The sequence below is a fragment of the Psychrobacter sp. TPE 89C genome (genome assembly GCF_055522395.1).
In genome coordinates, this window is sequence record NZ_JBVFXW010000014.1 from 1 (window position 1) to 14,611 (window position 14,611).

Consider the following 14,611-nt stretch of genomic DNA (forward strand, 5'->3'; position numbering starts at 1 on the left):
TCAGACCTTATCATCAAATCAAAAGAAATTTTCTTAGAGAAATCAGATAAGGAGTTTTTTGAGGAAAGTTTGATTCTTTTGCTAAGAAATGACATATCTAGTTTAATTGCTTTCTTCGAAGCAAGGTACATAGGTTTAGACAGCAAGCATAAATCTCGTCTATATATTCAGTTAATGAATTATGCAAAAAAGAATGATTTTAAAAAATCCAGTCTACAAGTCCTGAGTAAAATTGCTCTATCGCTTCATGAAGATAGATATACGTTAATGGCTCATGCGGGGATATGTGTAAACACTGGTAGTATCATAGAAGCAAATCAAGCGATTCTAAAGCTTCAGAATAAATATCAAGTTGAAGAGGAGAAAATAGCGAAACTCAAAACTAATTTACTATCTACGCTTGAACAACACATACATAAAGTTGGCTTAAAGGGTGATTCGATCAGTATAGTAAAAAGTGATAATAAGAAACTGCTTAATTTATCCTTTGAACAGAATCAGATATATAACGACAGATATACTGAAGAATATGTTCTTAATATATTACATAAAGAAGGTGCTGAAAGTCTTATAAAGCTTATAGATGTTGAGCTAATGAGTAATAAGGCTAAGGCCACACTTGCACTAAAAATGGCCAAAGTAGTACGTAATTATACGAATTCTCGTCCAGCAGATTTTGAAAAAGACACTAATTTGTTAGCATCGTATGCTTATAGCCTTGATAAAAGTGAGAGCACACTGCGTAACGTTTATTTTGCTTATCAGCGTACACTTGAATACGACAAGTTAGAGGAGATCATTGCTCTTTTACGTATGATCGCAGGAGACAACCCGACATCAAGGCAGCGTAAATTATTATGGTCAACACCTTCGCATCTCATTACCTTAGCCAGTCAGGTTCCTGAACGTCAGCAGGGTATGGCTTATGAACCTACACCGGGTAAAATCTGTTATGTAATTCATAACAGTTTGCCTTATTCCAGTGGTGGTTATGCCACTCGTGGACATGGTTTACTTACTGCGTTGAAGGGTCAAGGTCTAGACATCTATGCTATCACTAGGCCTGGCTACCCCCATGATATCAGTCAAGTCCAAATAGAAGATATAACGCCAGCTGATCGCATAGATGATGTTGTCTATAAGCGTTTATTATCACCTTCTCGCCGTGATTATTCAAATTATGAGTACATATTAAAAGCAGTAGAAAGTTATAAGCAAGCTTTTGAAGTAGATAAACCTGCTCTCATTATTGCAGCATCAAACCATCTAGATGGTATGCCTGCTATGTTTGCTGCTCGTACTCTTGGCATTCCATTTATCTACGAAATACGTGGTTTTTGGGAAATAACTCGTCTTTCAAAGTATCCTGAGTTTGAACAAGATCCTATGTTCGAAGTAGAAAAGCGCTTAGAAGCGGTTGTTGCAGAACATGCCGATCATATATTTACGCTTACTCAAGGAATGGTGGATGAATTAGAGTCGAGAGGTGTACCAACTAAAGATAGAGTCACCTTATTACCTAACTCGTGTAATATCGAACGCTTTAACCTTATGTCAAAAGATATAGAATTGGCTGCTGAGCTAAATATTCCCCTAGATGTGCCTGTGATAGGTTATGTTGGCACCTTAGTCAGTTATGAAGGACTTGATGATCTTGCTTTTGCTTGTTCAAAACTCAAGCAATTAGGCTATGAGTTTAGATTACTTATAGTAGGCAATGAGAATGCGACAGGGCAAGGCAAAGGTAGCATCATACAACAGATAGAGAAAATTGCCCAAGATACAGGATTTATGGATTGGCTGATCATGCCAGGTAGAATACCTTTTGAGCAAGTTGAGCGATATTACTCACTGATTGACATCGCTCCATTCCCTCGCAAAGCATGGCCAGTATGCGAGATAGTTCCTCCTATGAAAACCTTAGAAGCACTTTCAATGAAAAAGGCAGTATTAGTATCAAGCAATAAGGCTTTGACGGAAATGATCACTCATGACGTGAATGGTCGAGTGTTTGAGCGTGGTAATACAGAGGACTTAGTAGTGCAACTCAAATACTTGCTTGATCATCCAGAAAAGTGGTTAGGCTACGGTGAGGAAGGACGTATATTCGTTGAGAATGAACGTACTTGGCAGCGTACTGCTGAAAAGGCATCTCTAATAATTCGTGGCATTTTATAAGTTTCTGCTTGATAAGCATACTAGAGATAATTATTTTATGAAAATTCCTTATGAAAATCTGACAAGCAGAAAAAAATCGAAAGAAGAAGCGACTCTAGAAGCTTATGATATTCTTGAAAAAGGTTGGTCACGAAGGAACTATCCTTTCATAGATATAAATAATCCAATACCATGGGCGCTTAGTACCCAAGATGAGCGCTCATGGAACTTCTATATCCATTCTTGGGATATGATAGATATATTATTATATGCCTATGATAAGGCTCCAGAAGATAAAATATTTAACCCAGCATTAAATATAGCTTTAGACTGGATAGATCAGTATGTAGATATAAAGGCGAATACTCCAGTCAACTATGAAAATAGTACAGATTTTGCTTGGTACGATATGGCAGTTGGTTTAAGAGCTTATAGGCTATCCTATATATATGACGCATATACACAGAATGTAGAAAAGGATGATTCGATTAGTGCAAAGCTATGGAGTGGTATCTTAGCTCATCAGGCTTACTTAAATTTAGATAGTAATATAACTTTTCACAATAATCATGGTTATTACCAAGCTGCTGGACAAATTGCTATGGGGAGACGATTCAAAGAAACGTCTCCTATAATGGCATTTGCATTAGAGCAAGGTATATCACGATTCAAAATAATGTTAAACCAGCAGTTTACAGAAGATGGTGTCCATCGTGAGCATTCTCCAGACTACCACCGCATGGTTTACGATACATTGATCGGTGTAATAAAAGCCGATTTAATAAAAGATGAAGAAATTCTGTCATTCACCTTTAAGATAGAAGAAGCTCTGTCTTGGTTTATATTACCGAATCAACATATCGCTAATTTTGGTGACTCTGATTGGCGTTTAATGAGTATAAAAAGCTCAGCTGCTGAAAGAAAATGGCAAACTTCAATGATGAAGTTTGTCACGACGAATGGAAAAGTAGGGAAGCTAGGAAGCAATGAGCTAAAAGAGTTCAAAGAAGCAGGCTATTTTATTGTACGTAATAGCAATTCTGTCAAAGACTTAGGTTATGATAAATACAGTTATCTTGCACAAACTGCTGCTTTTCACTCACGTACTCATAAACATGCAGATGACTTGAGTTTTATATGGTATGACCGTGGGCATAATATCCTAATAGATGCAGGTCGATATGGCTATATTGGCAAAGCTGAAATGGGGTCAGAGCTATGGTCACAAGGCTACTGGTATACTCACCCTAACAGACTATATTGCGAATCTACACGCGCACACAATACGCTAGAATTTGATGACAAAGACTATATGCGTAAGGGTGTAAAACCCTATGGAAGTGCAACCAAAAGATCTAAGCAATATCCAAATGGTCTCACAGTACTTGAAACGGAATGTAAGCACAATAAGAGTATTAGACATGCAAGGGTGCTTGTATATATGCCTAATCAATGGCTAATTGTATTTGATTGGTTCAAAGATAATTTGGATGGTCTGCATGATGTTAAACAATGGTTTCATTTTGATCCAAAAATTGCGCTGACTCAATTCAATAACTCTTACCATTGTAAACTAGATGATGAAAATGAGCTGCATATTACAAGTTTGTTGAAAGGAGCTCAAGGATCTGAAGTAATGAATGGGATCAAAGAACCAAGGTTACAAGGTTGGTTTTCGCCTGCAGAGCGGGAGTTTATACCATCAGATTCTATTAACTTTAGCTTATCTCAAGTTAGTACTAGTTCATTTGCTACGCTGTTTAGCTTTAATGGCGCGTGTGAAGTAAAATTAGAATATAACTCTGTTAATACATCAGGTAGAAAGTTATATTTTACTTGGGTAGATGATATTGGTGTACATGAGTTTTCATTGCTTAGAGAAAAAGATTTAGAGTTTAAAGTACAATATATACTTAAATAGAAACTAATTTTTGGAGAAAGAAATGAAACTTATTGGCGAATTTACCTTTAATCCTTATCTAGAGAAAGAGTTGGATGAAAAAGTTAGATTAGTTATACATGATAACGTAAAAAATGAATTTAGCTTACTAAAGATATTAGAATCGCGCGAAGTATTTGTTTTAAACCATAATGAATTAGAAAGCCATTATAACTACAAGTATAAATATCAAAAACTTGATACAGATACTAAAAGATGGACAGATTTAGGGGATGGCTATCGTTATTTAATTCCAGAAATAGCAGATGAAAGTGGTTTAAAATATGCATTCTATCCTTCCCAGAATCCAAGTAGCTATCTGGTAGTTTGTTTCCAAGCTATACAAGCAGTTCCTAAATACAATTATATAAGAACAATAGCACATATTGATGCTCATAGATTATATATTAAAGATGGGTATGGAAATGACGAAAATACGCATTCAAGTTATTATCTAAATGAAAATAATCCTATTGCAGTAGATGATTTAGTACAGAGTCTTATAAACGCTTATGTTCTAGATTTAAGTATCCCTAAAGTTAATGCAATATTTATTGGATCAAGTAAAGGTGGTTATGCGGGGCTATATCATGGCTATAAGTTTGGAACAGGACATATTGTAGTTGGTGGCCCACAAACGATGCTTGGGGATTACTTATGCGTATACTCAGATTCCTCTATAAGATCTCCTATATTTAGAGGGATTTTCGGTGCAGAAAATGAAATGAATAAGAGTTATGCCAACAACCTTATGTATAAAGTTTTAGAAAACTCTAAAAAACCATTCCCTAATACTATGATACACGTTGGTAAAGGGGAGCCACACTATGCTGAGCATGCTGTTCCTTTCATGAAATGGGTCGATACGCTAGACATAAGTAATGTGAAGTGGGATTTTGGTGATTATGATACTCATGAAGAGTTGGCAGTTCACTATCCAATATTTTTAGAAAAATCAGTCAAAGAAATTATTAATAGTGGGGTAGCTCAAGAATGAATTCAAAATTAGAGTCTAGTTTCCAGATATTTGGTATCTATGGTTTGATAACTTATTTAAATCAAAATAACGAAGAAAAAAATCCAAGAGTTCAAGCCTATAACTTATTAAAAGCTGGTCGTGAACTGGCAAAGAAATCAGCCAATGAGACATTAAGCTATCTACCAGATATTGCTTTTGATTTGAGTAGACATGAGAGTGTCTATCGTATGTCAGCTTTATTTTATATCGAATTAGATAATACTCATGAAGCCTTAAAGTGTTTGTCCTATCTGCACTATTATTATGAGGAGCAGTCTGTAGAACCTCACAAACAGTATGCTCTGATTAAGCAGCAATTAGTCGATAACAATAAAGACGACGTCGATATTGAAGCCTTCATAGAAGAGTATCAGAAACAGTATCAATACCAGAAAATAGCAAATAACATTAAAGAATATTCTGAATCTATACCAACGGAAGATTTGTCAGAACAAAAAATGTATTTTAAGCGCTTATATCGTCGTTATGGTGTTGATACTTTAATATTCGCTATAGAAAACGACACTCGCTTTAATAACAGGGTAAAGGCGGTACTACTTATTAGAGCAAGTCGTGCAATAGGAGCCATTGCGGAAGAAGGAACAAGTATCGAATCAGTTTTTGCCAACAAAGCGCTTCAACTAGATGAGTCTAAAGCAGTAGTAGAGAATAGCTATCAAGCTTATCTGAGAGCTGGCGACTTAAATAAGCTGGCTCAGTTAAAAGAAAAGCACCCAGAAATTTTATTATAACTGAACAAAATTATACTGATGTACGTTTTAGACTACAGAACAAAAGTAGATGAAAACAATTAATCAGCTGGTAACAGAGCATTTAATCTTTTATTTATCTTAGGGCAGTCAGGCTTTAGCGTGGCTGCTTTTTTTATAAAGGTTAAAGCTATGTTTCGATTATAAAAAGCATAAAGGTTACTCGCATCTCCAAAGAAGAAAGATTCATGTCTAGACTCTGGGTATTTATCGCGTAACATAGTTAGGCAGTATTTCATGACGATACGTTCTCTAGCTTCAGTCATCTGTGGGTTAAGGCTCGACATAAACCGATGATAGCCTATATAGTTACGACGTTTTTTTAATGTCTTAAAATTTTTTGATTTAGATGAATGATAACTGTCTGTCACAATACTATTTAACATCAGATCTAGAGCGTCAATTTTAGTAAGGTGGCTAGGTATGCTATGGCCTATACCGGGAACTCTTATCTGTATAACTCGCGCACACTTTTTAGGAAAGGCTCGCATTATGAGTTCTTTATAAACCTAGTTTTGCTTCGATAGGCAATGATGCTATTGTCATAATGAGTCTCCATTAAATTAATTTAATAAAATAAGTCACTATTTAAAATTTTCATTAAATGTATTAGTAGTATTACCTTTTCTAATATTTCTATCGTTATTTGAACCTGTATTGTTAGTGACCTTATTATGTTCAGCTTTGTCAACTAGCCTAATAGCTACTTTAGAATCTGTAATAACGTTATTATTGATAATGTTGTTAGAGGAAGCTAGCGAAATCGCATACTCTTTACAGTGTTGTAAGTGGTTATCAGTGATGGTTAAGTAATTGAACTCCGTTTTATTAGCCATACATCCATAAGATGCCTTAATAATCTGGTTGCTTTTAATAATCATATGATCGCCATTACAACGTATAGAAACATGTTCAGTATCACGGATGATATTATCAGCGATGATACTAGACGAGCCAGCGGAAACACCATCATAGAAACCTATGACGGTGTTATTAGCAACCATACAATGCTCTGCCCCATTTAGTTTAATACAGGCTCCTTTCTCTTCAATGGTTTGATCGATATAATTGTTTAAAACGTGAATATCACGAGATTTTTGCTCGGGTAATTCAGCTTCTGATGACGTTTCTGCTTTTACAAGTGAGCGAATATGATGACCTATGCATCCTTTTATAATGCCTTTGCCAGAATTAAGCTCATATAAAATAGCGTCATTACCAACGTGTTCAAAGACACAAGCATCCACTATATTGTAACGACCGGAATCTTTGTCCTTGTCAGAGTTGAAGCGTCCAAACCTGATAACATGCTCTTTACAATGTAAAAAGCTGACACAATATACTTGATTATATTGCCCTTTGAAGGAGTAAATATTATTGCTTTGGCAGTCCTTGATAATGCCACCTCGCACTACATTGTGTGAAGTTCCTTGTTCGAATATAGCCACGTTGTTTTTAAAATTGTGCGCATCTATATTGTTTAGCTCAATTTGCTTGTTATTTTCGAACCTTAAAGCAACTTGATAGGATTTTTTGGACTGAACCGTAGTCTTACCATCGAAAGCAATATTTGATATTTCAATAGCGTTCGTTGATGAGTCAAACATGAGGTAACGATGGTTTGTATCTTGATTGCTCATAATACAAGCTTGATCACCAGAAAAAGAAACCCCTTTTATATCTATACCGGATACTAGATAAATCCCAGAAGGGAAAAAAAGAGACTGCTTTGTCTTAGCTGCTTGATTGAAAGCCACTTGTACGGCCTCACTATCATCTGTAGTTCCGTCTGCAACTACTCCAAATTGCCGTACAGATAGGGAGCTTTGTAGAGCTAATGAAGGTTTTGTATAAGCACTATTGGCTAATATTGCAAAACCTAATAAGCCTTTACCAAAATGACGTCTTTGCAAACAGTTTCTCCAGAATGACTTTAATCTGATAGAATTCCAAAAGAAATACTAATAGTATTATATTAGCTTTGTTATTATCCAACATTACAAATAAAAAACTTCTAAACTTTAAAATATAGGCCTAATACTTTGTTAAAGCTAGCACTAATTAGCGATGAGTTGACTTCCCAGTCCTTGAAAATGGTAAATTCTGTCAAATTACTTGAAGAGCAGTTACCGTATCAATTTTGGCGAAAACGTAAGCCTGACTTTATCTTGGTCGAATCAGCATGGCGTGGTCGTAAAGATAAATGGCGTTATAAAATAGCTAATTATCCTGATTATCCTGAACGTAATAACGTTGAACTGCGTAAACTTTTAGAAACGGCAGATAGACATAATATTCCTGCTGTATTTTGGAATAAAGAAGATGGTGCTCACTTTAACCGTTTTATAGACTCGGCCAGCTTATTCAAATATATAATGACCGTTGATGAAAACTGTGTTCAGCGATATCGTTCTATATTAGGTAAGAGCGTAAAAGTAGGGGTGCTACCATTTGCCGTGCAGCCTAAGTTTCACTATCCTACCTCCTTACCGCCTCGATATAATGAGAGCCTGTTTGTCGGTAGTTATAGTCAGCATATCCATAATGCGCGCCAACAGTGGCAGGATATGTCATTTACTGCTGCCTCACCTTATGGCCTGACTATCGTAGACCGTAACTCTGATCGTAAGTCTGACGTTTATCGCTATCCAGATTTACCGAATATGACTACTAAGCCTGCGGTACCTTATGATAAAACTGGCGAGCTATTTAGGCAGTATTCGTATTGCCTTAATGTCAATACTGTGACTGACTCTCCAAGTATGTTTTCCCGTCGTCTGATTGAGATTATGGCTTGTGGGCGACTGGCAGTGACCAATCCTAGCTTGTCGGTCAGTACCCGCTTTGAAGGTATGTGCGAAGTCATTGATAGTAAGGAGCAAGCAGATGAATTGTTTGCACAATTATCTAAAGGTTATACTACACAACAGGCAGAGATGATGCGCTATGCCAGCGACCATGTATTACAAAATTATAATTATGATCAATGGATTAAACAAATTGTAGAGTTTATTGAATTATAGCTCCTTATCAGCATATATTGTATTTCCTTATTTATATTTTCTTAATATAGCCCACACACTATGAAAAAAATCACTCACGCCGTTATCCCCGTTGCAGGCTTTGGCACTCGTATGTTGCCATTGTCTAAATCTGTGCCAAAAGAGCTATTGCCGCTAGGTAATCGTCCTGCTATTCATTATGTCGTTGAAGAGGCGATTGCTGCGGGTATCAAACATATTGTTCTAGTCGGTCATGCGCAAAAAAGTGCGATTGAAAACTATTTTGATATCAATGCTGAATTAGACAGTCAGCTTAGAGCAAAAGGTAAAGACGAGTTGGCGGATAGTTTAAACTGGCTACCAGAGGATGTGACGGTGTCGATGATACGTCAGGGTAAAGCTTTAGGTTTGGGGCATGCGGTATTGGCGGCTCGACCGATCATCGGTGAGCATGACTTTGCCGTTCTGCTGCCAGATGTCGTGCTTGATCCATTTACTGGTGATATGACTACTGATAATTTAGCGTTTATGATTGATGCTTTTAGCAAAGACAATCATTCACAAATATTGGTCGATAATGTTGCCGATGAAGATGTGCATAAATACGGTATTGCTAAGCTGAGCGATGCCAGTAATATTGATGAGCAATCAGATATTAACGCTAGCTTTAAAGTCGCAGGGTTTGTAGAAAAGCCTGACTTAGCCGACGCACCTTCTAAATTAGCAGTCGTTGGTCGTTATGTCTTTAGTAATAAGATTTTTGACTATTTGGCCAATACTAAAGCCTCAGTCGGTGGTGAGATTCAGCTGACGGATGCTATTGATGCATTGATTAGTGAATACGGAGTGAATGTCACGACGATGCTTGGAAATAGCTACGATGCAGGCGATATGCGCTCATATATGCAGGCATTTATCTATTTCGCCGAGCAGCAACTAGCAGATGATGAGTAGCTGATGAATGAGATAAAGGGCGACAAGACCTATCACAGTGCTCGCCATTCTAAATACTGGCAGCAACTAAAAACGCTTGCAAAGCATCCGTGGTCGCTTGCACAGCTGTTTGTACAGGATGACAGTCGTGCTACACGCTTTAGCATGCAAGCTGGCGCGCTGTACATGGACTATAGCAAGCAATGTATTGATGAGAAGGTACTGGCAACTCTATTTCAGCTAGCAGAGAGCTGTGAATTGTCGACACGTATTGATGCGCTTATGCAGGGCGCCTTGGTAAATACCAGTGAAGAGCGTGCAGCGCTACACACGGCACTACGTCTGCCAGAAACAGCCACATTACAAGTTGAAAGTCAAAATATCGTTGCTGATGTACATCATAGTTTAGCGCAGGTAGCGAGACTATCTGAGCGGGTTCGTAGTGGTACATGGCGTGGTTTTTCAGGTAAGGCTATCACTGATGTGGTCAATATTGGCGTTGGTGGTTCTGATCTTGGACCGCTCATGGCAACGACTGCGCTTGATGAATGGGCAGATACAGAGATTGAAGTACATTTCGTCTCCAACATGGATGGTACTCAGCTTGATAACTTGCTCAAACATCTAAATCCTGAGACAACTTTATTTATTATATCATCCAAATCCTTTGGTACTGTCGATACGTTATCCAATGCTAAGACAGCATTGTCATGGCTACTTGCCACTGCTAAGCTGCGGGCAGGTACTGAAGACAGCGTGTTACGTCGCCATTTTATTGGCATCTCTGCCAATAGTAAAAAAATGAGTGCTTGGGGGATTCATCCTGAGCATCAGCTACAACTTTGGGAATGGGTCGGTGGTCGGTTCTCTTTATGGTCGGCGATTGGATTGGCCATTGCTATTCGTATTGGTATGTCTGGTTTTAAAGAGTTATTGGCTGGTGCGCACAGTATGGACGAGCACTTTGCACAGGCTGATTTTTCGGAGAACCTACCGGTATTATTAGGGCTGCTTGCCGTTTGGAACAGTACCTTTTTACAGGTGAATGCACATACGGTACTACCTTATGATGGTCGTCTCAGCTATTTACCAAGCTATTTGACTCAGCTGGAGATGGAAAGTAATGGTAAGTCCGTTACTCAGCATGGCGATCATATTGACTATGATACATGCCCGATTCTATGGGGTGAAATTGGCTCCAATGCTCAGCATGCGTTTTACCAATTGCTACATCAAGGAACACAGCAAGTCTCTTGCGACTTTATCGCTTGCGTGCGCCGCTATAGTGGCGAAGTGAAAAACGCCTCATTACAACAGCAGCATGAACTGTCTTTAGCCAATTGTTTGGCGCAAAGTCGGGTACTGGCGTTTGGTAATGCCGCTGTTTCAGATGCTTCTAATAGCAATGAAGAGGCTAAAACAGCCACCAATGCCGATAAATATAAATACTACCGTGGCAATCAGCCTTCAACCACGCTGTTGATCGATGAGCTGACGCCGCATAGTTTAGGGGCGCTGATTGCGCTTTATGAACATAAGGTCTACGTCATGGCCAGTATCTGGGATATCAACCCGTTTGATCAATGGGGCGTGGAGATGGGGAAGCAAATGGCAGAGTCCGTACATCAAGCGATGCAACACACGCAGCAAGACTCCCAAGGTCAATTTGATACCTCTACTGACCAGCTGCTGCAACGCATTAGACAGCTGTCTTAATTCTGCTGCCGATACATTAATAAAGTGAAAGGGTAAGCTTATGAGCGCTGATTCTATAAATGAAAATATACCCAAATATATGCATGCGGCTAAGACACAAGGCGTTCATAGCAATCAGGTTTGTGTGCTGGTTGGTCATAGTATTGAGGCCATTACCAGTGCCGTGGTGCTGGCAAGCTTAGGCCAACGCATCCATTTATATGCGGATATGGACTTATTAACTCAGCAGATACAGCAATATGGCTTTGAGCATCATTTACAAGCGCTGTGGCAGATGTATGAGCAGCAGCAGGTTATTACCAGCAAAGTGCTACCCGATAGTGCCGATACGTTAATAAAGTGCTATGAATCGGCAAATCATGGCGAAGTTGATAATCAAAGCACTGTGGCATTTTACTGGTTATTTTTAGATAGCATCAAATTAGTATGGACGGAAGCCAGTTGGATTACGGCATTCAATCATAGCCATCAGCAGGTGCTACCTGTGGTTATGAGCGGTATTGAGCAGTTAGGGAAAGTCTCAGAACTGGCTCAGCAGTTACAGCGTGCTTGGGTATACTATTTGCCATTTGTTTTTTTGCAGGATGGTGATGCTTATAGCTCGATGTTGAATCCTTCATTATGGTTACTCGGTGAAAAGACTGCCAATAGTAGCCAACATCTAGAAGTATTAAAACCTCTAATGCAGCACGCGCGTGCCACCCATCACGCTGATATTGCGACAATAGAGTTTGCCCGTAGTAGTATCATGGCGATGCTCGCAACGCGAGTGAGTTTTATGAATGAGATGTCACGCTTGGCGGATAGTCAACAGGTTGATATCAAGCAAGTGAGTCGTATTATGGGATTGGATGAGCGGGTTGGTGGCAGCTACTTACAAGCAGGTTGGGGCTTTGGTGGTAATACACTCCCGACTGAATTGTCTAAGCTACAGCAGTCAAGCCAAACGCACAGTTTGAATATGCCGCTGTTGCAGTCAGTCATGCACATCAACGAAGACCAAAAAGAGCTGATATTCCGTAAGTTTTGGCAGTATTTTGATGGTTTTATCGATAATAAAACCGTGATGGTCTGGGGTGGTAGCTATAAGGCAGGATCAGGACGTACGGCAGGATCAGCCATTCATCCATTATTGGCTTTATTATGGTCTTATAATATTCGTACGATAGTCTATAGTGACAAAGCGCAGGCCGAACTTGCTGTGCTTTATCAGCAGCAACCCTTACTTGAGTTAATTGATAATCCTTATGAACAACTTGGCGAGGCTCAGGCAATTTTTATCGTTAGTTGGTCGCCACGAGACCAGTTAGATATGGCCAAAATCAATCAGCAAGCTATGCCAGTATTCGATGCGCAAAATGCGTTGACAAGAATGCAAATCAATAGCTTAGTTGGTGACTATATGGGCATTGGTCGTACTAAGTAAGTTTCTTAAAATATTTTTTAAGAAAAAGGCTCACTAATAATGATTAGCGAGCCTTTTTTGATTTCTAATCAAAGCTATTCTTATTGAACAGTATGAATTTACGCTGGTACAGCACCTTGTGCTGCTAACCATTCCTTTATTTCTTGTACCTTATTGGCTAACAATTTTTGATTGCCGCGACTTTCAATGTTTAATCTGATAAGCGGCTCAGTATTTGAAGCACGCAGATTAAAGCGCCACTCGCCAAAGTTAAGGCTGAGGCCATCAAGCGTCGATTTAATTGGTTGCTCGCTACTGAATTTGGTTTCAATAGCGCTAATAATCGTCGATGCATCGTGAGTGGTGAGGTGAAAGTTTAATTCGCCTGAGCTGGGATAGGCGGCAATATAGCCTGTGACCAATTCGGATAAGGTTTTACCTGTGATGGACAATAGCTCAATGGTTAATAGCCAAGGAATCATGCCGCTATCACAATAGAAGAAGTCACGAAAATAGTGATGGGCAGACATTTCACCCCCGTATACCGCGCCAGAGTCACGCATGACTTGCTTAATGAATGAGTGTCCAGATTTACTGATGACGGCCTTACCATCGTGTTCTTCTATCACCGCTTCGGTATTATAGATCACTCGCGGATCATAGACGATTGATTCACTTGGATATTTATTCAAAAAGGCTTGCGCAAGCATACCAACGATGTAGCTACTATCGATAAATTCGCCACGTTCATCGAATAGGAAACAGCGATCAAAGTCACCATCAAAAGCAATGCCAAGATCAGCATTGTTTTCCAATACAGCTTGCTGGGTAGCCACTCTGTTGGCTTCAATCATAGGGTTGGGAATGCCATTGGGGAAGCTGCCATCAGGGGCATGATGCAGTTTAATCACTTCAATCGGTGCATCTACTTGTGCTAGCTTATCAATTAATAAATCAACCACTGGGCCAGCACTGCCATTGCCTGAGTTAATGACCAGCTTGAGCGGCTTTAGTTTATCCGTATCAATAAATGTCATGACATGATCGACATAAGAACTTTTATCGGTCAATAATTGTAGTTTTCCTGATGGATTGTCAGTCGTGAATTTGCCAGATTCTGCAAGCGCCTGAATCTCTGCCAGCCCATCATCGGCACTGATCGGTTTTGAATGTTCTTTGACCAATTTCAAGCCATTATAATTGATAGGATTGTGACTGGCAGTGACTTCGATACCACCCAACGCCTGATAATGACTGGTGGCAAAATATACCTCCTCAGTACCAGTCATACCCAAATCAATCACATCAATACCAGCATCAATAATACCTGCTATGGCGGCTTGTTTAAGCTGTTCACTAGAATGACGAATGTCGCTGCCGATGACAATGGCAGGTTTTAGATTTGTCATATCATTGTCATGAGTCTCACTTACTGTACTATGACGCTGATATAGAATCTGCGCAAAGGCACGCCCAATACGGTAAGCAATCTCTTCATCCAGATTAACGCCAAGCTCACCACGTATATCGTAAGCTTTGAATGAGCTGATCGTAATAGGATTGAATTCAGTTTTTGGCTGATAGCTAATGGTCGCAGAAGTAGACATAATGGTAGAATTTCCTTGCGCGTGAGCAGCGGTAAAATAATAAAGTAGATAGCACAATTATAGG

General features: G+C 39.0%; 11 protein-coding genes. 8 read left to right on the forward strand and 3 right to left on the reverse strand.

The annotated features are described in order from the left end of the window. The 4 genes from ACZW67_RS06200 to ACZW67_RS06215 all read left to right on the forward strand — a co-directional run. Positions 1-2,178: glycosyltransferase family 4 protein (locus tag ACZW67_RS06200; protein ID WP_465182559.1), on the forward strand; the 2,178-nt coding region annotated here is incomplete at its 5' end. Between the two features lie 37 nt (positions 2,179-2,215). Then, the gene (locus tag ACZW67_RS06205) at positions 2,216-4,078 is read left to right on the forward strand and encodes a heparinase II/III domain-containing protein (RefSeq protein ID WP_465182560.1); all 1,863 of its coding nucleotides are present in this window, start codon (positions 2,216-2,218) and stop codon (positions 4,076-4,078) included. Between the two features lie 22 nt (positions 4,079-4,100). Then, positions 4,101-5,093 carry a hypothetical protein gene (locus tag ACZW67_RS06210; protein ID WP_465182561.1) on the forward strand — a complete coding sequence of 331 codons (993 nt, stop codon included), beginning with the start codon at positions 4,101-4,103 and terminating at the stop codon, positions 5,091-5,093. Further along, on the forward strand, positions 5,090-5,866 hold the full coding sequence (locus ACZW67_RS06215) for a hypothetical protein (protein ID WP_010200826.1): 777 nt from the start codon (positions 5,090-5,092) through the stop codon (positions 5,864-5,866). Before ACZW67_RS06210 ends, ACZW67_RS06215 begins: the two co-directional genes overlap by 4 nt. Positions 5,867-5,925: 59 nt before the next feature. On the opposite strand, the gene ACZW67_RS06220 is transcribed toward ACZW67_RS06215, so the two are convergent. Both ACZW67_RS06220 and ACZW67_RS06225 read right to left on the reverse strand, forming a co-directional pair. Further along, a complete protein-coding gene (locus ACZW67_RS06220; RefSeq protein ID WP_465182562.1) occupies positions 5,926-6,375 on the reverse strand; it encodes a hypothetical protein in 450 nt (149 codons plus the stop codon). 93 nt (positions 6,376-6,468) lie between these two features. After that, positions 6,469-7,797, reverse strand: coding sequence for a right-handed parallel beta-helix repeat-containing protein (locus tag ACZW67_RS06225; RefSeq protein ID WP_465182563.1), 1,329 nt, complete (start codon positions 7,795-7,797; stop codon positions 6,469-6,471). 180 nt (positions 7,798-7,977) lie between these two features. Between ACZW67_RS06225 and ACZW67_RS06230 the strand changes: the two genes are divergently transcribed. From ACZW67_RS06230 to ACZW67_RS06245, 4 genes are all read left to right on the forward strand, one after another. Then, a complete protein-coding gene (locus tag ACZW67_RS06230; RefSeq protein ID WP_465182564.1) occupies positions 7,978-8,907 on the forward strand; it encodes a CgeB family protein in 930 nt (309 codons plus the stop codon). Positions 8,908-8,967: 60 nt separating this feature from the next. Beyond that, positions 8,968-9,840 (forward strand): UTP--glucose-1-phosphate uridylyltransferase, encoded by an 873-nt coding sequence (locus ACZW67_RS06235; protein WP_465182565.1) that lies wholly within the window; start codon positions 8,968-8,970, stop codon positions 9,838-9,840. Positions 9,841-9,843: 3 nt separating this feature from the next. Beyond that, positions 9,844-11,535, forward strand: coding sequence for a glucose-6-phosphate isomerase (gene pgi / locus ACZW67_RS06240; RefSeq protein WP_465182566.1), 1,692 nt, complete (start codon positions 9,844-9,846; stop codon positions 11,533-11,535). A 79-nt stretch (positions 11,536-11,614) separates the two neighbouring features. Next, positions 11,615-12,961 carry a UDP-glucose/GDP-mannose dehydrogenase family protein gene (locus ACZW67_RS06245; RefSeq protein ID WP_465182594.1) on the forward strand — a complete coding sequence of 449 codons (1,347 nt, stop codon included), beginning with the start codon at positions 11,615-11,617 and terminating at the stop codon, positions 12,959-12,961. A gap of 98 nt (positions 12,962-13,059) precedes the next feature. Here ACZW67_RS06245 and ACZW67_RS06250 read toward each other — a convergent pair whose 3' ends face one another. After that, on the reverse strand, positions 13,060-14,547 hold the full coding sequence (locus ACZW67_RS06250; RefSeq protein ID WP_465182567.1) for a phosphohexomutase domain-containing protein: 1,488 nt from the start codon (positions 14,545-14,547) through the stop codon (positions 13,060-13,062). Between the last annotated feature and the right edge of the window lie 64 nt (positions 14,548-14,611).

Coding starts and splice junctions, on each gene's coding strand:
- ACZW67_RS06205 (WP_465182560.1), top strand. CDS start 2,216: ATGAAAATTCCTTATGAAAATCTGACAAGCAGAAAAAAATCGAAAGAA.
- ACZW67_RS06210 (WP_465182561.1), top strand. CDS start 4,101: ATGAAACTTATTGGCGAATTTACCTTTAATCCTTATCTAGAGAAAGAG.
- ACZW67_RS06215 (WP_010200826.1), top strand. CDS start 5,090: ATGAATTCAAAATTAGAGTCTAGTTTCCAGATATTTGGTATCTATGGT.
- ACZW67_RS06220 (WP_465182562.1), bottom strand. CDS start 6,375: ATGCGAGCCTTTCCTAAAAAGTGTGCGCGAGTTATACAGATAAGAGTT.
- ACZW67_RS06230 (WP_465182564.1), top strand. CDS start 7,978: ATGGTAAATTCTGTCAAATTACTTGAAGAGCAGTTACCGTATCAATTT.
- ACZW67_RS06235 (WP_465182565.1), top strand. CDS start 8,968: ATGAAAAAAATCACTCACGCCGTTATCCCCGTTGCAGGCTTTGGCACT.
- pgi (WP_465182566.1), top strand. CDS start 9,844: ATGAATGAGATAAAGGGCGACAAGACCTATCACAGTGCTCGCCATTCT.
- ACZW67_RS06245 (WP_465182594.1), top strand. CDS start 11,615: ATGCATGCGGCTAAGACACAAGGCGTTCATAGCAATCAGGTTTGTGTG.
- ACZW67_RS06250 (WP_465182567.1), bottom strand. CDS start 14,547: ATGTCTACTTCTGCGACCATTAGCTATCAGCCAAAAACTGAATTCAAT.